Annotated in this window: 17 protein-coding genes and 1 pseudogene; 11 read left to right on the top strand and 7 right to left on the bottom strand. The window is 63.9% G+C overall.

Features of this window, described 5'->3' with window-relative positions:
• The first annotated feature begins 25 nt into the window (after window positions 1-25).
• The gene (locus PspTeo4_RS07550) at window positions 26-2,371 is read left to right on the top strand and encodes a DUF1989 domain-containing protein (protein ID WP_322363081.1); all 2,346 of its coding nucleotides are present in this window, start codon (window positions 26-28) and stop codon (window positions 2,369-2,371) included.
• A 168-nt stretch (window positions 2,372-2,539) separates the two neighbouring features.
• On the opposite strand, the pseudogene PspTeo4_RS07545 reads toward PspTeo4_RS07550, so the two are convergent.
• Window positions 2,540-2,653, bottom strand: a pseudogene (locus PspTeo4_RS07545) (P-II family nitrogen regulator); the annotation flags it as partial.
• A gap of 57 nt (window positions 2,654-2,710) precedes the next feature.
• Between PspTeo4_RS07545 and PspTeo4_RS07540 the strand changes: the two are divergent.
• Entirely contained in the window at window positions 2,711-2,854 is a 144-nt protein-coding gene (locus tag PspTeo4_RS07540) for a hypothetical protein (RefSeq protein WP_322363080.1), read from the top strand.
• A 168-nt stretch (window positions 2,855-3,022) separates the two neighbouring features.
• Here PspTeo4_RS07540 and PspTeo4_RS07535 read toward each other — a convergent pair whose 3' ends face one another.
• Both PspTeo4_RS07535 and PspTeo4_RS07530 read right to left on the bottom strand, forming a co-directional pair.
• On the bottom strand, window positions 3,023-3,361 hold the full coding sequence (locus PspTeo4_RS07535) for a P-II family nitrogen regulator (protein ID WP_322363079.1): 339 nt from the start codon (window positions 3,359-3,361) through the stop codon (window positions 3,023-3,025).
• An 11-nt stretch (window positions 3,362-3,372) separates the two neighbouring features.
• Window positions 3,373-4,692 carry an ammonium transporter gene (locus PspTeo4_RS07530; RefSeq protein ID WP_322363078.1) on the bottom strand — a complete coding sequence of 440 codons (1,320 nt, stop codon included), beginning with the start codon at window positions 4,690-4,692 and terminating at the stop codon, window positions 3,373-3,375.
• 181 nt (window positions 4,693-4,873) lie between these two features.
• Between PspTeo4_RS07530 and PspTeo4_RS07525 the strand changes: the two genes are divergently transcribed.
• The gene (locus tag PspTeo4_RS07525; protein ID WP_322363077.1) at window positions 4,874-5,071 is read left to right on the top strand and encodes a hypothetical protein; all 198 of its coding nucleotides are present in this window, start codon (window positions 4,874-4,876) and stop codon (window positions 5,069-5,071) included.
• Window positions 5,072-5,094: 23 nt separating this feature from the next.
• On the opposite strand, the gene PspTeo4_RS07520 is transcribed toward PspTeo4_RS07525, so the two are convergent.
• Entirely contained in the window at window positions 5,095-5,382 is a 288-nt protein-coding gene (locus PspTeo4_RS07520) for a DUF3303 domain-containing protein (RefSeq protein ID WP_322363076.1), read from the bottom strand.
• Between the two features lie 92 nt (window positions 5,383-5,474).
• Entirely contained in the window at window positions 5,475-5,918 is a 444-nt protein-coding gene (locus PspTeo4_RS07515; RefSeq protein WP_322363075.1) for a hypothetical protein, read from the bottom strand.
• A 317-nt stretch (window positions 5,919-6,235) separates the two neighbouring features.
• On the opposite strand from PspTeo4_RS07515, the gene PspTeo4_RS07510 reads away from it, so the two are divergent.
• The 8 genes from PspTeo4_RS07510 (at window position 6,236) to PspTeo4_RS07475 (ending at window position 17,045) form a co-directional block, all read left to right on the top strand.
• Window positions 6,236-7,060, top strand: a complete 825-nt coding sequence (locus PspTeo4_RS07510; protein WP_322363074.1) for a class II aldolase/adducin family protein — start codon at window positions 6,236-6,238, stop codon at window positions 7,058-7,060.
• 10 nt (window positions 7,061-7,070) lie between these two features.
• The gene (locus tag PspTeo4_RS07505; RefSeq protein WP_322363073.1) at window positions 7,071-8,039 is read left to right on the top strand and encodes an ABC transporter substrate-binding protein; all 969 of its coding nucleotides are present in this window, start codon (window positions 7,071-7,073) and stop codon (window positions 8,037-8,039) included.
• 177 nt (window positions 8,040-8,216) lie between these two features.
• Window positions 8,217-10,652 carry a TonB-dependent receptor gene (locus PspTeo4_RS07500; protein WP_322363072.1) on the top strand — a complete coding sequence of 812 codons (2,436 nt, stop codon included), beginning with the start codon at window positions 8,217-8,219 and terminating at the stop codon, window positions 10,650-10,652.
• Between the two features lie 50 nt (window positions 10,653-10,702).
• Window positions 10,703-12,022 (top strand): LLM class flavin-dependent oxidoreductase, encoded by a 1,320-nt coding sequence (locus PspTeo4_RS07495; RefSeq protein WP_322363071.1) that lies wholly within the window; start codon window positions 10,703-10,705, stop codon window positions 12,020-12,022.
• A gap of 9 nt (window positions 12,023-12,031) precedes the next feature.
• Window positions 12,032-13,633, top strand: coding sequence for an ABC transporter substrate-binding protein (locus PspTeo4_RS07490; protein WP_322363070.1), 1,602 nt, complete (start codon window positions 12,032-12,034; stop codon window positions 13,631-13,633).
• Window positions 13,634-13,636: 3 nt separating this feature from the next.
• On the top strand, window positions 13,637-14,596 hold the full coding sequence (locus tag PspTeo4_RS07485; RefSeq protein WP_322363069.1) for an ABC transporter permease: 960 nt from the start codon (window positions 13,637-13,639) through the stop codon (window positions 14,594-14,596).
• On the top strand, window positions 14,593-15,432 hold the full coding sequence (locus PspTeo4_RS07480) for an ABC transporter permease (protein ID WP_322363068.1): 840 nt from the start codon (window positions 14,593-14,595) through the stop codon (window positions 15,430-15,432). Before PspTeo4_RS07485 ends, PspTeo4_RS07480 begins: the two co-directional genes overlap by 4 nt.
• The gene (locus PspTeo4_RS07475) at window positions 15,432-17,045 is read left to right on the top strand and encodes an ABC transporter ATP-binding protein (RefSeq protein ID WP_322363067.1); all 1,614 of its coding nucleotides are present in this window, start codon (window positions 15,432-15,434) and stop codon (window positions 17,043-17,045) included. The genes PspTeo4_RS07480 and PspTeo4_RS07475 overlap by 1 nt, the downstream gene beginning before the upstream one ends.
• Window positions 17,046-17,064: 19 nt before the next feature.
• On the opposite strand, the gene PspTeo4_RS07470 is transcribed toward PspTeo4_RS07475, so the two are convergent.
• Both PspTeo4_RS07470 and PspTeo4_RS07465 read right to left on the bottom strand, forming a co-directional pair.
• Window positions 17,065-18,507, bottom strand: a complete 1,443-nt coding sequence (locus tag PspTeo4_RS07470; protein ID WP_322363066.1) for an efflux transporter outer membrane subunit — start codon at window positions 18,505-18,507, stop codon at window positions 17,065-17,067.
• A gap of 10 nt (window positions 18,508-18,517) precedes the next feature.
• On the bottom strand, window positions 18,518-20,656 hold the full coding sequence (locus PspTeo4_RS07465; protein ID WP_322363065.1) for a glycosyltransferase family 2 protein: 2,139 nt from the start codon (window positions 20,654-20,656) through the stop codon (window positions 18,518-18,520).

Here is a 20,656-nt window from a genome sequence, read left to right as displayed (position 1 = left end):
CCATTGCCTTGAGTGGAACCTCACCATGAACCTGCCCGTGATTTCCAGGCCGCGAGAACCGGCCCTGTTTGCTCGTGCCCCCAGCCTCGAGCGCCACGCAGTCGCCCCTGGTGGGCTGACGGTGGTGGCGTTGGAGCCGGGCGACCGGCTTGACGTGATCGACCTTGAGGGCGACCAGCGCGCCGAGTTGCTGGCCTTCGCCAGCGACGGCCGTGTGGCGCTGTCCGCCCTAGGTTTGAAGCCCAGCGCCGGCGCCGAATTCATCGCCCACCTGCTACATGATGGCAGCCGCGACGCCGCCCATGTCAGCGCTGGACTGGCGCGGCGCGGCGTCGACTGTCGCCACCTGCCCTGTGCCGCCTCGCTCTGGGAGCGTGCAACGCCTGCGGGCTTTGGCCGCAGCCTGACCACCAGCGAAGCGCTGCTGGTGATCGTCGCCGCGCCAGGCGGGCCGACCTCGGTCGACAGCCAGGTACGCGCCAGTGAACTGCGCCTGCTGATTCACCGGGCCAACCCGCGAGCGCTACCCGCCCCCGCGCTGCCAGCCCCTTTGGGCGAATTGGTGGACGAGTTCACCATCCATCCCGGCAGCGCAATCGCCTACAGCGTTGCCAGCGGCCAGTACATCCAGGTGCTGGATGTCGCCGGGCGCCAGTGCTCGGACTTCGTAGCCTTCGACCGCAGGGGGCTGGATGCGGGCCGCGAAATCGACCTCGACCCGACCGTCACCCGCACCCTCAACGGCAGCGCCTATCCCGGCCCCGGGCTGTTCAGCCGTTTCTTCGACCGCAACCTGCAACCGATGCTGGAAGTGGTGCGCGACACCGTCGGCCGCCACGACACCTTCGCCCTCGCCTGCACATCACGCTACTACGAGGCGCAGGGCTACTTCGGCCATGCCAACTGCAGCGACAACATCAGCCGCGCCCTTGCCGGGCATGGCGTGCAAGCCCGCGGCGGCTGGCCTGCGATCAACTTCTTCTTCAACACCGGGGTCGATGCCCACCAGCACCTGACCCTCGACGAACCCTGGTCGCGGCCCGGCGACTACGTGCTGCTGCGGGCCATGACCGACCTGGTCTGCGCAAGTTCGTCCTGCCCTGACGATATCGACCCGGCCAACGGCTGGCAGCCCACCGACATTCATATCCGCGTATATTCCGACAAGGAGCGCTTCAGTATCGCCATGGCCAACCGCAAGGCGCCCGACGCCGACCCCGTATTGACCCGCGAAAGCGGCTTTCACGCCTGCACCTCGGCGCTCACCCGTCAGTTCGTCGACTACCGAGGTTTCTGGACTCCCACCCATTTCGACGGCTACGGCGCCATCGAGGAGTACCACGGCTGCCGCGAGCGGGTGGCGGTGATGGACCTTTCGGCGCTGCGCAAGTTCGAGGTGCTCGGCCCGGATGCCGAAGCCCTGCTGGACCATTGCCTGACCCGCGACGTGCGCAAGCTGGCGGTGGGCCAGGTGGTCTATTCGGCGATGTGCTACGAGCATGGCGGCATGCTGGATGACGGCACCCTGCTGCGCCTGGGGCAGGATGCGTTCCGCTGGATTGGCGGCGAGGATCATGCCGGCACGTGGTTGCGCGAACAGGCGCAGAAGCTTGGCATGAAGGTGTGGATCAAGAGCGCCACCGAGCAGATCCACAATGTCGCAGTTCAAGGCCCGTTGGCGCGGGCGTTGCTCAAGCAGATGATCTGGACGCCCGGTACTCAGCCGAAGCTGGAGGAACTCGGCTGGTTCCGCTTTCTGATCGGTCGCCTTGATGACTATAACGGCCCACCGCTGATGGTCTCGCGCACCGGCTACACCGGCGAGCTGGGCTATGAAATCTGGTGCCATCCGAGTGATGCACCTCGGGTCTGGCAGCGCCTTTGGCAGTTGGGCGAACCCATGGGGCTGGTACCGTTGGGCCTGCATGCGCTGGACATGCTGCGCATCGAGGCTGGGCTGATCTTCGCCGGTTACGAGTTCAGTGACCAGACCGACCCGTTCGAAGCCGGTATCGGCTTTTGCGTGCCGTTGAAGACCAAGCAGGCTGACTTCATCGGCCGGGACGCCCTGCTGCGCCGCGCCGCCAATGCTCAACAGCGCCTGGTGGGGCTGGAGCTGGACGGCAACGAAATGGCCGCCCATGGCGATTGCGTGCATGTCGGCCGCGCCCAGGTGGGCGTGATCACCAGTGCCACTCGTTCACCGGTGTTGGGCAAGAACATTGCGTTGTGTCGCCTGGATGTTGCCTATTGCGAGGTGGGTACTGAGCTTGAGGTCGGCAAGCTTGACGGGCAGCAGAAGCGTATCCGCGCGATTGTCGCGCCCGGCACCGTGGCCTATGACCCGCAGAAGGCCCGCGTGCGCGGGTGATACGACAGATCTTTTGATTATTGGGGCTGCTTTGCAGCCCATCGCAGGCTTCGCCAGCTCCCACGAAGTGCAAACCGTTGAAGGTGTAACTACCCGTAGGAGCTGGCGAAGCCTGCGATGGGCCGCAAAGCGGCCCCAGTTCCCCGTATGGAAACTCAATCGGACACGCTACACCGCCTCATCCCCCATCTCCCCGGTCCTGATCCGGATAATCCCTTCCAGATCTTGAACAAACACCTTCCCATCACCAATCTTGCCAGTACGCGCCGCCTTCAAAATCGCCTCAACAGCCAACTGGCAAAACCATCGGCCACCACAATTTCAAGCAAGAACATTGCGTTGTGTCGCCTGGATGTTGCCTATTGCGAGGTGAGTACTGAGCTTGAGGTCGGCAAGCTTGACGGGCAGCAGAAGCGTATCCGCGCGGTCGTCGCGCTCGGCACCGTGGCCTATGACCCGCAGAAGGCCCGCGTGCGCGGGTGATACGACAGATCTTTTGATTATTGGGGCTGCTTTGCAGCCCATCGCAGGCTTCGCCAGCTCCCACGAAGTGCAAACCGTTGAAGGTGTAACTACCCGTAGGAGCTGGCGAAGCCTGCGATGGGCCGCAAAGCGGCCCCAGTTCCCCGTATGGAAACTCAATCGGACACGCTACACCGCCTCATCCCCCATCTCCCCGGTCCTGATCCGGATAATCCCTTCCAGATCTTGAACAAACACCTTCCCATCACCAATCTTGCCAGTACGCGCCGCCTTCAAGATCGCCTCGACAGCCAACTGGCAAACCCCATCGGCCACCACAATTTCAAGCTTCACCTTGGGCAGCAGCTCCACCAGGTACTCAGCGCCACGGTACACCTCCGTGTGCCCTTTCTGCCGCCCATACCCCTTCACCTCCGTGACCGTGACACCACTCACACCCACCTCGGTGAGCGCCTCACGCACATCGTCCAGGCGAAAGGGCTTGATGATTGCAGTAATCAGTTTCATCGGCACCGCCCTCAGTTGGAGTATTTGTAGCCGACTTCACCATGGGCAGACAGGTCGAGCCCGTCCACTTCGGCTTCTTCATCCACCCGCAGCCCGCCGCACAGAGCGCCGGCGACCTTGTAGGCGATCAGGCTGGTAGCGCCCGAGAACACCACACTGAACAGGATCGCACCGGCATTGACCAGTACCTGATCAAGCAGCCCACGACCTTCGGCAAAACTCTGCCCACCGATGGCGGTCAGCGCGAATACCGGCGTCAGCAGGCCGCCCAGAATGCCGGCAACGCCGTGTACGCCGAACACATCAAAGGCATCGTCGAGGCCAATCATCGGTTTGAGCTTTTCCACCGACCAGACACACACCGGGCCCGCGATCAAACCCAGCAGAATGGCGCCCATGGGGCCCACGTAGCCGCACGCAGGGGTGATCGCCACCAGCCCGGCGATGGCGCCGGACAACGCACCGAACATGCTCGGCCGGCCACGGTGCTGCCATTCCACCAGCATCCAGCCCAGGGCACCGGCGCAGCTGGCGAGCATGGTGTTGACCATCACCAGCATGGCGAAGCCGTTGGCGGCCAGGGCGCAGCCGCCACAAAAGCCCAGCCAGCCCACCCACAGCAGCGAACCGCCAGTTAGCGTCATGGTCATGTTGTGCGGTGCCAACGACGGCGTGCCAAAGTCACGGCGGCGCCCCAGCAGCCAGGCGCCTACCAGCGCGGCGATGCCGACGTTCAGATGCACCACGTTACCGCCGGCGAAGTCCTGCACACCGAGGTCGAACACCCAGCCCCCACCCCAGGCCATGTGCGCCATGGGGATGTAGTTGATGGTCAACCACACCACCATGAATACCATCACCGCAGCGAACTTCATGCGCTCGGCCAGGCCGCCGACGATGATCGCCGGGGTAATGGCGGCAAACAGCAGCATGAACAGGAAGTACAGGTACTCCGGGATGGTGCCGACTACCGTGTCCTTGGTGATGCCCACCATGAACAGCTTGTCGAGGCCGCCGACCACCGCCTGCAACGCGCCGCCGTCGGTGAAAGTCAGGCTGTAGCCGTAGATCGCGAACAGTACGGACATCAACGCAGCGGTGCAGAACACCTGCATCAGAATCGACAGAACGTTCTTGGTGCGTGCCATGCCGCCATAGAACAGCGCCAGACCCGGCAGGGTCATCAGCAGCACCACCAGCGAACACACTGCGACGAAGGCTGTGTCACCGCTATCAATGGCTGGCGGGGCCTCGTCCGCAAGGGCCGTGACACTGGCGAACAAAAGGGAAAAACCCAACATACCACGGCACACATGGGAAAACCGGATCATGCCTGTTGCCTCCAACCGACGGGAAATTATCCGGCCCGCTGTCGGGAAGACGGGCCGGATTCGAACCGCAGAAAAAGCTGGGTGAGGACGGCGCCCAATCTTCCTGTGGGTCAATTTAGTTTCCCAGCAGGCAAAGCAATTGACCTGCCAAAACTGAACATCGGCGGTACGATTGTGCTAAATGCTTGAATTGAAATCTGTTTGTTTGGCGGGGTTGGCGGCGGCGGGAAAAGTGCGTTTATCGAAGCGCCTGCTGTTGGTGCGCAATTGCTTGAAAGTGACCGGCAAGGAGCCGCTGCAAGCCCACTTTGGGGCGCCCGGAAGGTCCGGCAGCGCTTTCGCGCAAGGCGAGGACCGGACGTCTGAACCGGTCCCCTAAACCGCAATGCTGCGCAGGTGTGCTCAGCCACCTATCCGGCTTGCAGCCGCCATCAGCAAGGGCGCGGCGTGCTCGTCAGTCAGTGCGGGATACACCTGCATATCCATCAGGTCGCTCCACTCCAGTACCCACCCAAGCACCACCTTCAGCTCATCGGTCTCGACCACACCGAATCCTTGGTGGCTACCAATGGCATGCCAGCGGCCAATGACTTTCAGGCCATCTGGCGGCGCGCCCTGGGTTTTGACGAAGCGCGTTATGGCGGCGTTGCGATTTTCCGCGCTGATGGTCCAGTGAATGATGTACAGCATTGGGCACCTCCTGGTCGGGATCGGCGCCTGACGGCTGCGCCTCCTGCAGGGCACCGGGGCCACAGGCGGGCGACTGCCATGCCATGCACAGGTCAACCCGCGTTGATGTCGCCGCAGAACAATGGGCGGCTGCCATCGGCAGGGCTGGTACGAACGAGCAAGGCGTATTCACCTTTGGCCAGTTCACGGAGCGCCACCGGAGCCTGGGCCCAATGCCGGGTGCGCGCAGCCATGGAGGGGTAGTCGACGTTGTTGGCCTGGTGAGTTTCATACGCGGGGCTTGCGCCCAGTTGCTGGCAGGAGCCCGCATAGATAGCGGTGTCCAGCCGGCTGGGGACGGCCATGTCCTGAGGCACGCCACCGACGGTGAGCAGGATGCTGGTCTGGTCACCGGCCGGGCTGAGTGTGGCGCGGGCGATATGCTGTGCATTCAGCGGGGTAGCACTGAGGGGGACATCGACAATTTCGGCTCTGTTCGCGCAAGCGGAAATTGCCCCTACCACCACTACCAACGCCATCAAAGGTGTTCTGTTCATCACAGATCTCCTGAGTTGAGGTGCGTTGATCTTGTCCCCCCCATGAAGTCTAGTGACCTGGACAGGATGCGGGAGCTGGCCGATAGGTGGTCATGCTCACCGCTCAGCCAGCCAAAATGCGCATTACAAATATCAGAGCAAATTTATATTCTGAAAAATAATAATAAAAATAGATCAAAACAGTATTTCTTCGCCGCCCTACCCCCTTGCTACAGTCCCTTCAGACCCGACCCCTCGCACGGTGGAGGCCCCGATTCATCCCCCTGCGAGCGCCCTTGGGTATGGCAGGACGGATCATTGCCCCGTGAGGTACTGCCATGAGTCAACACGCACCGCGCCACAGTGTCGCCCGCCTGCCCAGCCACAACCACCGCCTGCAGATCGACACTCCACCTGTTTTCAGCGACAAACTCGCCGAACGCCTGCACCGCAAACAGCGCCTGGCTGCCTCCTACCGGCTGTTCGCCGAACTGGGCTTCGAAGTGGGCCTGGCCGGCCACTTCACCGCCCGCGATCCAATCGAAACCGACCATTACTGGATCAACCCGCTGGGTGTGCCCTTCTCGCAGCTGCGCACCAGCGACCTGCTGCGGGTCAATGGCGAGGGCCAGGTGGTCGAAGGCCAGGGGCTGCTCAACACCAGCGCCCTGGAGCTGCACTACGAACTGCAACGGGCCCGCGCCGATGTGGTGGGCATTGCCCATCTGCATGGTTTCCATGGCCGGGTCTGGTCGTCGCTGGGGCAACTGTTTGCACCGATCACCGCCGAGACATCGGCCTTCATCGGCGAACAGGTGCTGTTCGATCGCCATGCCCTGCGCAATGCCGACGGCAGCCTGCTGCAGGACCGCGACGAAGTAGCCCGCGCTTTTGTCCAGACCTTCGCCGACAACAACCTGCTGGTCTGGCAGAACCACGGCCTGTGGACCACCGGCCAGACCGTGGAAAGCGCCGCCTGGCGTTTCATCCTCGCCGACGACACCGCGCGCGCCCATCTGCTGGCCTACTCTGCCGGCCAGCCACGCATCCCGACACTGGAGGAAGACGCATCCAGCCTGGCCCAACGCGAACTGTTCGGCTGGCTGAACTTCCTGCCGCTGTGGGACCGCATCGTCCAGCAACAGCCCGACCTGCTGGACTGAGGAGTTCGTCATGGCGATCGACATCAGCCGCCGCGCGTTCCTGCGCCGCAGTGCCATTGCCGGGTTGGCCGCAGGGCTTGCGCCCACGTTGGCCAACGCAGGCGAAGCGCTTCGGGTTTGGCGCTACAAAGGCCAGGCTGCCAGTTTTCTGGCCGACGCCGGCCAGGCCGCTACGCCGTATCCATTGGAGTGGGTGGACGTGCCCGGTGGTGCCATGGTGTTGGAAGCCTTTGCCAGCAACAGCCTCGATTACGCCTTCATGAGCCCGGTACTGCCGTTGTTCGCCAGTGCCGCCGGCAACCCGCTGGTATTGATCGCCAGCTACCAGGGCGAGCAGAACCGCAGCAGCCTGATCGTCAAGCGCGACAGCGGCATACAATCGATAGCCGATCTCAAGGGCAAGCGCGTAAGTTTCGTGCGTGCCACCGACACCCATTACCTGGTGCTCAACCTGCTGCACGACCACCAGCTGACACTTGCCGATATACAAGCCCGACCGATGCCGGCCCGTGATGCACTGGTCGCCTTCCAGAACGGCCACCTGGACGCCATCGTCGCTGGCGGCATCGGCGCGCTCCAGGCCCAGACCGCCATGGAGGGTGTGGTGCTGGCCGAAGCGTCCAGATACCACTGCGGCAACTACCTGATCGCAACCACTGCCAACGTGTTGCAAACGCCCGGCAAACAGGCCGCCATTCGCGACTTCCTGCAGCGTGAAAAAGCCACCTGGGACTGGGTCGAGCACACCCCCCAGGCCTGGGCCGAGCGCAATCAAGCGCTGACCGGCATTTCCCGCGAGCTGTACCTGCAACAGTTCAACCAGCGCGAACGCCGCTGTCGTCTGCTACCTGTCAGCGAGGACGACATCCGCGCCCAGCAGCGTATCGCCGACCTGTTCCACGACAGCGGACTGATCCGCCAATCGCTGCAAGTGCGCAGTTTCTGGGACGACCGCTTCAACCCATTGCTCAGCGGCTAGCGACCCGCCGCAGCACAACGCACCGGCGCGCGCCGGACGACCCACAGGCACATCCGTCACGGGAGCAATGGACCTCCCGCGGGCCAGGCTGCGCCTGCCATGCGTGAAACACCCTATGAGAGCCCGTTCGATCGCACATCCAGGGCCTGATCTGCCAATCGAACCGAAGGAACAGTCATGAAGTCTGTGTTCACCGCTTTATCGCTGGCTCCGGCGCTGGCCGCCGGCTATTTGCTCACCCCGCTGGCCGTCGCCGCCGATAACGACCCCGCCCTCGACACGGTGGTCGTCACCGGCTCACGCGGCAGCGAAGTGCGTACGGTCACCAGCAGCCCCGCGCCAATCGACGTGATCGACAGCAAGCAGCTGGAGCAGACCGGCGAGTCCAGCCTGCGCGGCGCCCTGCAACGCACCCTGCCGTCGTTTTCGCAACGGCCGTCGGGTACCTCCAACGACAGCATCGCCCGCCCCTACAGCCTGCGCGGCCTGAATGGCTCCAACGTGCTGGTCCTGGTCAACGGCAAGCGCCGCCACAACAGCGCGGTCATCAACCTCGACTCCACCGCCGCCTACGGCACCAACCCGGTGGACCTGGACATGATCCCCATCAGCGCTATCGACCACGTCGAAGTGCTGCGCGACGGCGCGTCGGCGCAGTACGGCTCCGATGCCATCGCCGGGGTGATCAACATCATCCTCAAGCAACGCGACAACGGCGGCTCGGCCAGTACCCAGTACGGCCAGTACTACAAGGGCGACGGCGACAACCTGCGCCAGACCCTCAACCAAGGCCTGGCCCTGGGCGACAACGGCGGCTTCTTCAATTACGCGCTGGACGCCAAATCGGTTCAGACCGCCACCCGCTCGCGCGAGGCCACTGGCAACCTGTATTTCGCCGGAGACCCACGCAACGACACTGCCGACCGCCACGTGCAGAAGAATGGCCTGCCAAAGATCAAGGCCATCAACCTGTCGTACAACGCCGAGCTGCCAGTCAGCGACGACCTGACCCTGTACTCGTTCTCCACCTTCAGCAAGCGCGATGCCCGGGGTGGGCAGAACTACCGCCGGCCCAACTCGACCAACATCATCCCCGAGATCTACCCGGACGGCACTGCACCCTTCTATACCTTGGAAGAAACCGACTACCAGGCCGCCGCCGGCGGCAAGGGCGAAGTCGCGGACTGGCATTGGGACCTGAGCTCCACCTTCGGCCGCGACAAGGGCCAGGCCGGCGCCGACGAAACCCTGAACGCTTCGCTCGGCCCGTCCAGCCCGACCCACTTCGACACCTACACCAACTACTTCGACCAGTGGACCAACAACCTCGACCTCACCCGCGCCTTCGAGGTCGGCCTGAGCAAGCCGCTGCAGGTGTCCTGGGGCCTGGAGCACCGTCACGAGCGCTACAAGACCGAGTCCGACGACCCGCTGTCGTACATCAACGGTGGCTATATCTACCCCAGCGGCCCACTGGCAGGCCAGCCTGCGGCGGTCGGGGCACAAGGTGCGATCACCCTCACCCCCGAAGACGAAGGCCAACTCAGCCGCAACAGCTACGCCAGCTACCTTGATCTGGGGCTCAATCCCACGGAAAAACTCTGGCTCGGCGTTGCCGCACGCTTTGAAAAATACGACGACAGCAGTGGCAACACGCGTAGCGGCAAGCTGTCAGCGCGTTATGACTTCACTCCCACCTTCGCCATCCGCGGCACCCTCAGCAACGGCTTCCGCGCCCCGTCGCTGTCGCAGTCGGTGTATGCCCAGACTGCCAACCAGTACACCCTCGTCAACGGTGTGGCGCAGTTCGTCGAAGCCAAGACCGTGCGCGTCGATTCGCCCCTGGCCAGGGCCTTGGGCGCCGAAGACCTGAGCCCGGAGAAATCGCGCAACATCAGCCTCGGCCTGACCTGGCAGCCGCTGCCCCAAGCCAGCGTGACCCTGGACGCCTACCAGATCGAAATCCGCGACCGTATTGCCCTTACTGGCTTCCTGTACGGCAATGGCGTCGACCAGCAGTTGATCGCCAACGGCTACAAGCCCGGCTACCGGATCAAGTACTTCACCAACGCCGCTGACACCACCACCCGCGGCGTCGACCTGGTGGCCGACTACCGCGTCGACTATGGGCAGTACGGCCGGGTCAAGTATGGCCTCGGCTTCAACTACAACAAGACCGAAATCGACGACATCAAGCAGACCCCGGCCTCGCTGCGCGCCGCGGGCAACAATCTGCAACTGTTCGACCGCGTCGCCCAGGGCTACCTCACGGTCGCCAACCCCAAGACCAAGCTGATTCTGAGCGCCAACTGGCAGATCGAGCGCTTCACCATCAACGCAGCCCTCACCCGCTACGACAAGGTCATCGCCCGCGATGCCAACCCGGACTATGACGTGACCTACGGCGCCAAGTGGCTCACCGACCTGGAAGTGGCCTACGCCCTGACCGACAACTTCGACATCGCCGTGGGTGCCAACAACCTGTTCGATGTGCGCGCAGACAACAACGGTTACCCGGCGGGCGATATCAACGGCTTCCCCAAATTCGGCTCGATTTCGCCGTTCGACCCCTACGGCGGCTTCTGGTACACCCGCATCGCCTACAACTTCTGACCCCACCGACACAGCGCCCGCCGTGTTCGGCGGGCGCCAGGAGAAAATTCATGAGCCAAGGACAATTCGTACTCGGTGCATTCATTCCCGGTACCCTCAGCGGCAGCGCCTGGCGCCTGCCGGAAGCACCGCTGGACACCTTCAAGAGCCTGGAGCATTACCAGTACATCGCCCGCAAGCTGGAAGCCGGGCGCTTTCACTCGCTGTTCTTCAACGACACCCTCGACGTCAAGCTCGACCTGGCCCTGCAGCGCGGGCCCAATAGTGTGCGCTGGGACCCGCTGATCCTGGCCCCGGCGCTGGCCGCCAGTACCCGCCACATCGGCCTGATCGCCACCGCCAGCAGCACCTACAACGAGCCCTACAACATCGCCCGCAAGTACGCGGCCCTGGACCACCTCAGTGGCGGTCGCGCCGGCTGGAACCTGGTGACATCGCTGGGGGGCGGCGAGAACTTCAACCGCCAGGACCATGTCGAGCACGATGACCGCTACGCCCGTGCCGAAGAGTTCTACGACGTGGTCAGCGGCCTGTGGGACAGCTGGGCCGACGATGCCTTCATCCAGGACAAGGCCAGCGGCACCTGGCTGGAGATCGACAAGCTGCATGTGCTCGACCATCAAGGCGAGCACTTTCAGGTACGCGGCCCGCTCAATGTGGCGCGTTCGCCCCAGGGGCACCCGGTGGTGGCCCAGGCCGGTGCGTCTGCGGCCGGCAAGCGCCTGGCGGCGCGGGTTGGCGAGCTGATCTTCACCGCCCAGCACACCGTCGAACAAGGCCAAGCGTTCTACCAGGAAATCAAGCAGGCCGCCGCTGGCTTTGGTCGCGCCAGCCATGAACTGAAAGTGCTGCCCGGCGTGTCGCCCGTGGTCGGCAAGACCCTGGTCGAAGCACAGGCCAAATACGATCGCCTGCAAGAACTGCTCGAACCCAAGGCCTTCCTCAGCTCGATATCGCGTTTCGCCAGCCTCGGCTACGACCTTTCGGAGCTGCCCTTCGATGAGGTCGTGCCGCTGCCACCGGAAACCTTCACCACCAACACGCACCAAAGCCGGCAAAAGCTGGTGTACGACCTTATCCGCCGTGAGCGCCCCACCGTGCGGCAACTGTTCAACCAGCTCACCTCCGGTGGTCACCGCATCCTGATCGGTACCCCGCAAACCATCGCCGATGACCTGCAAACCTGGTTCGAGGCCGGTGCCGCCGATGGCTTCAACATCATGTTCAGCGGCCTGCACTCAGCCATCGATGACTTCGTCGACGGCGTGGTTCCGGAACTGCAACGCCGCGGGCTATTTCAGCGTGAATACGCCGGTACAACGCTGCGTGAAAACCTGGGCCTGCCCTACCGCACCAACCGTTTTTTCTAAGGAAAGCCCATGTACCGACCCCTGGCATCTCTGAGTCTGGCCATCACCCTGGCGCTCGCGGGTTGCGATGACAAACCCAGGCAACAGGCCGCCGATATCACTCCGGCACAGCCGCAAACCGGCGGCGTGCTGCGGGTGGCCTTCGACGGCGACCCCAACTGCATCGACCCTCAGCAAGCAGGCAACAACACAGCGCTCAACGTTGGCAGGCAACTGGTGGACTCGCTCACCGACCAAGACCCGCAAACCGCCGAAATCGTGCCCTGGCTGGCCGAACGCTGGGAAGTCAGCGACGATTCGCGCCAGTTCACCTTCCACCTGCGCGAAGGCGTCACCTTTGCCGACGGCACTGGACTGGACGCAACGGCGGTCAAGGCCAACTTCGAGGCCATCGTCGCCCTCGGCGCCCAGGCGCAATTGGCCGGCACCTACCTCGCCGGGCTTGAGTCCATCGAGCTCGTCGAGCCCTTGAGTGTGCGTATCCGCTTCAAGCAGGCCAATGCCCAGTTCCTTCAGGCCAGCTCGACCATGAGCCTGGGGCTGCTGTCGCCCGCCACGCTTAAACGGTCCGCGGAAGATCGCTGCCAGGGCGCACTTGTGGGCTCCGGGCCATTCAGCGTGAAGCGCTTCGAGCACAACCGCCAGGTGCGCATCGAAGCCCGTCCGGACTACGCCTGGCCTTCATCCCTGGCCGAGCATAAGGGCCGTGCCTGGCTGGATGCCATCGAGTTCCACATACTGCCGGAATCCGGCGTGCGCCTGGGCAGCCTGCTGTCGGGGCAGATCGACGTGAACACCAGCGTGCCGGTGCAGGACGAGGCGATACTGGAGGCCCAAGGCATTCCTGCCATTACCCGCTCCAACCCTGGCATCGTGTTCAACCTGACGCCCAACGAGTCTCGTCCGCCGCTGGACGACGTCAACGTGCGCCGAGCGCTGAACAAGGCCATCGACCGCAGCCAGTTCAAAGGCGTGATTTCCCGTTACCAGAAACCGGCAAGCTCCGTGCTGGCTGGCAGTACGCCGTATTACCAGGACCTTGGTGCCAACCTAGCCTACGACCCTGACGGCGCCGGCAAACTGCTCGATGCCGCCGGTTGGGCCAAGGCCACTGACGGCTGGCGACAGCGCGACGGCAAGCGCCTGAGCTTCGCCCTCGACTATTGGCAGGCCACCACGCCGGTGCTGGAGCTGGTGCAGCAGCAATTGCGCCAGGTCGGCGTCGAGCTGCGCCTGAACAAATCCACCATCGGCCAGGTCAGCCTGCTGCAGGCCTCGCAAAACTACCAGCTGTGGTTCTTCAACCTGACCCGCGCCGACCCCGATGTGCTGCGCACGGTGTTTCTTGCCAGCGGGCGCAACGTCAATGTGCGTGCCCCATCCACTCTGGACCAGACATTGCTGGAGTCCGCCGCCAGCCTGGATGTACACAAACGCGGGGCGCTGATCCACCAGGCCGCCAGCGAACTGCTCGACCAGGGTCATGTGATTCCACTGGTGGAAGCGGCAACGGTGACGGCATTTCGCGACGTGGTGCAGGGCCTGCATTACGAGGCCTCGACTCGCCTGCAGTTCTACGACACCTGGTTGGCACAACCTGGGAGCCACTGAACCATGAGCATCCTGACCAACCACCACGGCCGTCTTTGGCGGCTCGCCCAGGCTCTGCTGGTGCTCTGGGCGGCCTTTACCCTGTCGTTCGCCATCCTCTACGCGCTGCCAGGTGACCCGGTGGCGATCCTGTTGGCCCAGAGCGGCGAGCCCGGCACGGTGGACCCGGCCAAGGTCGCCGAACTGCGCGCCCGCTATAACCTCGACGGCAGCCTCTGGCAACAGTACGGCGGTGCCCTGTGGCGGCTGCTGCATCTGGACCTGGGTACTTCACTGCAAACCGGAAAACCGGTGGCCCAGGCCTTGGCAGCGGCGCTGCCATCAACCTTGGTGCTGGCCTTGGCCGCATTGGGCCTGGCCCTGCCGCTTGGCATCGGCCTGGCGCTGGCCGCCCAGCAGATCCGCCAGCCGGCATTTAACAGCGCCTTGCATAACGCGCCTGCGGTGGTGGTGTCGCTGCCAACCTTTTGGGTGGGACTGGTGCTGCTGCAACTGTTTTCGTTCCAGCTGCACTGGCTCCCAGCCATGGGTGAACACGGCTTCGCCAGCCTGGTGCTGCCGGCGGTCACCCTGGCCCTGCCCTGTGCCGCGATGATCGCTCAGGTGCTGGGCCGCTCGATTGCCAACGTCAGCCAGCAACCCTTCGTCCAGGCTTTGCGCAGCAAGGGCGTCGGCCCCTGGCGCTTGCTGTGCGGACACATCCTGCACAACGCAGCGATTCCGCTGTTGAGCCTGGCCGGCACGCTGCTGGGCAATCTGCTGGCCGGCGCAGTGGTGACTGAAACGGTGTTCTCCCGAGATGGCGTCGGCCGCCTGGCCCAGGCCGCTGTCGCCAGTCAGGACATCGCTGTGGTTCAGGGCGTGGTGTTGCTGGCCGCAGCCTTGTATGTGCTGACCAACCTGGCCACTGACCTGATCTACCCGTTGCTCGACCCCCGCATCCGTCAAGGGAGCCGCCCATGATCTTGCAACCTTCCTACACCCTTACGCGTACGGTGCGTTGGCCGGGCCTTGCCGTGGTGCTGAGCATCGGCCTGTTTATCGTGGTACTGGGCTGGGCCTTCTGCCCTGGCCTGTTCACCCGCGTCGACCCGCTGCTGGCCGACCCTACCCAAACCCTGCAAGCCCCTTCCGCCCTCCACTGGTTCGGCACCGACCACCTGGGCCGTGACCTTTATGCCCGCTGTGTCTATGGCGCGGCGTTGTCGCTGCAAGCCACCAGCATCGCCGTGCTGATCGCCCTGGTGCTCGGCAGCCTGCTGGGTGGCATCGCCGGCTGGTTCGGTGGCATTGCCGACCGGATTCTGGCGGTACTGGTGGAAGTGCTGATGGCGATTCCGGCATTACTGCTGGCGATGGCGATCGTCACCGCACTGGGCTTCGGCACCTTGGAAATCGCCCTTGCGGTAGGCCTGTCATCGGTAGCGATGTTCGCACGCCTGGCCCGGGGCGAAGTGTTGCGCTGGCGCAGCCGTACGTTCGTGGAGGCGGCGCAAGTGGCCGGTGTCGGCCCCTGGAGCAACCTCTGCCGCCATGTGCTGCCGCATGCCGCCGGCCCCCTGCTGGCGCTGGCTGCCCTGGAATTCGCCAGCGCCGTGCTGGCGGTGTCGGCATTGAGTTTCCTCGGCTTTGGCGCACCACCACCGCAACCGGAATGGGGCCTGCTGATCGCCGAGGGCCGTAATTACCTGGTGGTGGCCTGGTGGTACACCACCCTGCCAGGGCTGGTAGTGGCCGCCGTGGTGCTTGCCACCCAACAACTGGCCCGTGGCCTGCAACGTATTCAGGGAGATGCGTGATGGATACACCCTTGGTTCGAATTCGCCAATTTGGTGTCGAGTACCCCGGTAGCACGCAGGCGGCAGTGGAGGGTTTGGACCTGGACATCGCGCCAGGTGAGATCGTTTGCCTCGTGGGTGAGTCCGGCTCTGGCAAGTCCACTACCGCAGCAGCGCTGGCTGGCCTGTTGCCGCCAACTGCGCGACAAAAGGGACAGTTGTGGCTGCAGGGCCAGGCGCTGGATCAGCTCGATGAAAGGGGTTGGCGCGAGCGACGTGGCCGGCTGGTTGGCTTCGTGCCGCAAGACCCGGGAACCTCGCTGGACCCGGTAAAAACCATCGGTGCCCAGGTGATCGAGGCCATGACCGTGCACGGCGTGGCCCGCAACGAAGCCCGCGTGCGTGCACTGGTACTGCTGAGCCAAGTCGGCTTGAAGACGCCTGAACAGTTGCTGGAGCGCTACCCCCATCAATTGTCCGGTGGCATGTGCCAACGGGTGCTGATCGCCATCGCCATGGCCAACGACCCACCCTTGCTGATCGCCGATGAGCCCACCAGCGCGCTGGATGTCAGTGTCCAGCGGCAGATTCTCGACCGTTTGCAGGCTCTGGTGCGCGAACGAGGCAGTAGCCTGTTGCTGATCACCCACGACCTGGCCGTGGCACTGGACCGCGCCGACCGCATTCTGGTGATGCGCCATGGTCGCTTGCTGGAAAGCGGTACGCCCGGCCAGCTATGGCATGCACCTAGCCATCCCTATACCCGCCAATTACTGCAGGCTTCGCCACTGGCGCGTCTGCAGCAACGGCGAAGCCGCACGGCCAGGGCAGATAACGATGTATTGCTGGAAGTCAGCGGCCTGCAGAGACGCTTCAGCCCACTGGGGCCGGCAGCGGTGGACGCTGTCAGCTTCAGCCTGCCCCGTGGCAGCACCACCAGCCTGGTGGGCGAGTCCGGTTCGGGCAAATCGACTACCGCTCGCATCATCCTGGCACTTGAGCAGGCCAGCACTGGAAGCGTGGTGTTCAACGGCCAGCAGATCCTTGGCGCTGGGCGCAAGCAGCTGCACGCCTACCGGCGCCGGGTCCAACTGGTGTATCAGAACCCCTGGGCTGCGCTGGACCCACGGCACAGCCTGCTGGAGATCATCAGTGAACCCCTGCGCGCCTTTGCCATAGGCCATCGGCGTGAGCACCACCAGCGAGTGCTGACGCTGCTGGAACGGGTTGGCCTACCCGCTGAGTTGCTGAACCGACGCCCAGGACAATTGTCAGGAGGCCAACGGCAGCGGGTGGCCATCGCCCGTGCCCTGGCCGCCGAGCCAGAACTGCTGGTGCTGGACGAACCCTTATCGGCACTGGATGCCCCGGTTCAAGCCCAGGTGTTGGACCTGCTGCAAACCCTGCAGCGGGAACTGGGCCTGACCTACCTGTTCATCTCCCACGACCTTGCCACGGTCCGTGGCATCAGCGACCAGGTGCTGGTGATGAGCCAAGGTCGGCTGGTTGACCAAGGGCCTACCGAGCAAGTGTTCGAACGGCCTGCCAGTGATTACACCCGGCGGTTGCTGGAGGACATGCCTGGGTTGTCCGCCACCCTGGGTGACTTGCCGCTGCAGGTGGCGACCGCCTGAGTCGCTGCCCCCCCACGGGCTAGCGGGCCGCGTGCTCAGCGCGTGGGGCTTCCCAGCCACCACCCAGCGCCTTGTACAGGTTCACCTGGTTGATTTCGCGTGCCAGTTCCAGGTCCAGCCATTGTTGTTGGGCCCCGAACAGCGAGCGCTGCGCATCCATGGTCGAGAAGTAGCTGTCCAGCCCTGCCTCGAAACGTAACCGAGACTGAACATATGCCTGTTGGTAGTCCTCCACCAGGCGGTTTTGTGCAGCTACCTGGGCAAGCATCTCCTGCCGGGCGTTCAGCGCATTGGCCGCCTCGCGAAAGGCATTCAGCACAGTTTGCTCGTACGCAGCGGCGCGCTGGTCGTAGCGGGCCCAGCTGGCGTCCACACCGGCCTTGCGTTGCCCGCCGTCGAGCAAGGTCAATGAACCGAGCGCGGCGAGGGTCCAGTACTCGGCAGGCCCCGTCAGCAGCCTGGAAAAGTCGCCGCTCAGGCTGCCCAATGCGCCGGTCAGGGAAAAACTGGGGAAATAGGCTGCGCGGGCGCTGCCAATTTCCGCGTTGGCGGCGCGCAACTGGGCCTGCGCAGCGATGATGTCTGGCCTGCGTGCAAGCAGGTCCGAAGGGAGGCCGGCCGGTACGTCAGCAGTGGCCATGCGTTCGCCCAGTCTGTCGTCCGGCAGCAGCTCCGGTGGCACGGGTTCCCCCACCAGAACCCGCAAGGCGTTGAGGTCCTGGGCGACCAACATGCGATAGGTCGTCACCTGAACCGCTGCGGTGTTGGTGATGGCATCGGCCTGGTGCACATCGATGCGGGCGGTGGAGCCCAGGTTGTAACTGGAACGCAGCAACTGGCTGTAACGTTGCTGAGACTCGAAGGTGGACTGCGCCAGTTTGAGCTGGCTCTGGTTGGCCTTGAGCGTCAACCAGGTCGCCGCCAGTTCACCGATCAACGCCAGGCGCGCAGTCTGATAGTCCGCCTGGCTGGCCTCGAACCTGGCCCCCGCCGCGTGTTGCTGGCTACGTACGCGGCCAAAGAAGTCCAGCTCGTAGGCGGTGATGCCCACGGTTGTCTGGAAGGTGTTGGCGGTACTTCCGGCGCTGGAGCCACCGCCTGGCGTTTGCTCGAGCGCCGGGATCTTGCTGCGCCCCGAGTAGGTGTCCAGGCCAAGGCTGGGGAAGCGTGCGGCGCTGGCTCCTTGGTAGGTAGCCCTGGCTTCGGCAACACTGGCTGCGACCTGCTGCAGGTCGCGGTTGTTGACCAGTGCGCGTTCTATCAGCTGGCGCAGGCGGGCATCGCTGATGAACTGGCGCCAATCCTGGGTGAATGCTGCATGCGCAGTTCCATCCACCTTGCCGGCAGTGTCAGGCCAAGCTTGGTCGATTGGTGATTCCGGTGTTTGATAGGTCGGCTCCAGCGAACAACCAGCCAAGGGCAACAGCGCCGCGAGCACAATGCCTTGCAGGTGAGCTTTCATGGGCGGTTTCCTAAACGATACGGGTGATCAGCGCACGCAACTGAGCGAACAACCCGCCCAAACCGCCAGACGCCTGCATCGCCTCCGGCAACGAGGCTCGCCGCAGCGTCGGCAATGCGCGAAGCCCCTGCTGCTCCTGAAGCCGGCGTGACCAGCGAGGCAGTTGCACCTCCAGTCGCCCTTCCCCCAACAATGCCCGGCGCAGCAGGCTGCCGAATGCGACACCCGGTTGGGCGATACTGGCAACGTTGGCGTTGGCATCGCTGAACAGCCGGCCCACCAGGGCCTGACGCCGAGCCTCGTCCAGTTCGACGAAGCGCAGCCCCATGCGTGCGCTCAGGTCGTGGCGTACCACTTCGACCCCCAGCCAGCCAACCCTGTCGACCCACACCTGGCCTCGTGCACCGCATCGCACAGTGTCTGCCTGGGCAGTGTCAAAGGCGACGCCGCTGACGGATATATCCACCAGGCGCCCTTTCAGTGCGCGCGACCCCAGCCGCAATTCGGTAGACCGGTCGAATGGGAAGCGTTCTTCGCCATGCAGGCGTGGGCGGTCGACACAGGCCACCAGCGTGGCCAGGTTGTAGAGCAGCACCAGCACCGTCCAGCACAGGTTGAACACCATATTGCCGTCGAAGGTGTGGGCGTTGACGATGGCAGTGATCGCGCCGATCTGTGCCAGCGCGCTCAGGATGAGGAAAAAGCCGAACAGCTTCCAGTGCACCATGGCCTTGGAGCGGTCCAGCCCCTTGGCGGTCACCTTGAACGGCCGCCCGAACGGGCGAATGGCGGCGCTGATCAGCGTGGCGGTGATGGCCAGAGCACAGACGATCTGCGTGACTTCAGTGAATATAGGCAGCGAACGCCGCTCGGTGACCCAGGTGCTGTACCCCCAATAGGCAATCAGTGCTGGCATGCCGTACGCCAGGAACGCGGCGGGCGTGGCATAGAAACCGGCGATACCGAAGTACCAATACAGCACGGGCGACACCAGCATCATCAGGATGAAGGGCTTGGAACACCAGTGCAGCAGGCCGTGAATGTAGTGCAACCGGTCGTTGAGGCGGTAGCCACGCCCGAACAGCGGCCCTTCCTTGAGCAACGCCACCTGGATGGTCCCCAGACACCAGCGACCGCGCTGGTTGATATATTCGGTCAGGCCTTCGGCGGAAAGCCCGATGGACAGGCGCTCGTTCAGCCAGCGGGTCACATAGCCTTTCTGCAGCAGACGATAGGTGGTGTAGATGTCTTCGCACACCGAACCGGTCGGGAAGCCGCCGATGCTCTCGATCGCATCGCGTCGTACCACGAACGAGGTACCGACACAAAAGGCCGCATCCCAGGCGTCCTTGGCCGGCTGGAACACATCGAAGAACACCCGCTGTTCGTCTACCCAGCAGGTCGCCGAACCCAGGTTGTGCTGGATGGGGTCGGGGTTGTAATAAAACTGCGGTGTCTGCACCAGGCCCACTTTCGGGTCTTCGAACAAGCCCAGGGTGCGCATCAGAATTGGCCGCTGCGGCGCGAAATCGGCGTCCAGCACCAGGATGTACGGCGCATTGCTGCTGGCTGCGGACTGGCGCAAGCCGTTGTTGAGGTTGCCGGCCTTGGCGTGCAGGTTGTCGTCGCGCCGGGCGTATTGCACGCCCATTCGCGCGCAGTAGTCGCGCAGCCAGTCCCGGCGGGTGTCGTCCAGCACCCAGACAGTGAAGTTGGGGTAGTCCATGGCTTGCGCTGCAATGATGGTTTTTTCCAGTACCTCGAGGCCTTCGTTGTACGTGCAGATGAACACGTCCACCGCCGGTGCCTGGCGGCCCATGGCGCGCAGGCGCTTTTCACCGGCATCGGCGGCAAGACGGTGATCGCTGCGGCGCAGCATGACCACGATGGAAAACAGCGTGTAGCCGATACCTAGCAGCTCGAAGAACAGGAACGCGTAGGCCCAGAGGGCGACGAAGCCGGTGTGGCTTTCGGGCAAAGTGTCGTTGATGCGCCAGATCACGTAATTCACCAGCAATGCGGCGGTCAATGCACCGAACAGCAGCCGTGCCCCCCATTGGTTGCGGTGTGTGAGGTAGCTCAGCAGCACGACGATGGCGAGGGTCCAGAGGTTGATCTGCAGCAATTGTGTTGCGTCCAGTGCTTGCAT

Source organism: Pseudomonas sp. Teo4, from assembly GCF_034387475.1.
GTDB lineage: Bacteria > Pseudomonadota > Gammaproteobacteria > Pseudomonadales > Pseudomonadaceae > Aquipseudomonas.
The sequence above is the reverse complement of the archived record's forward strand: the minus strand, read 5'-3'. Positions and strand labels throughout refer to the sequence as shown.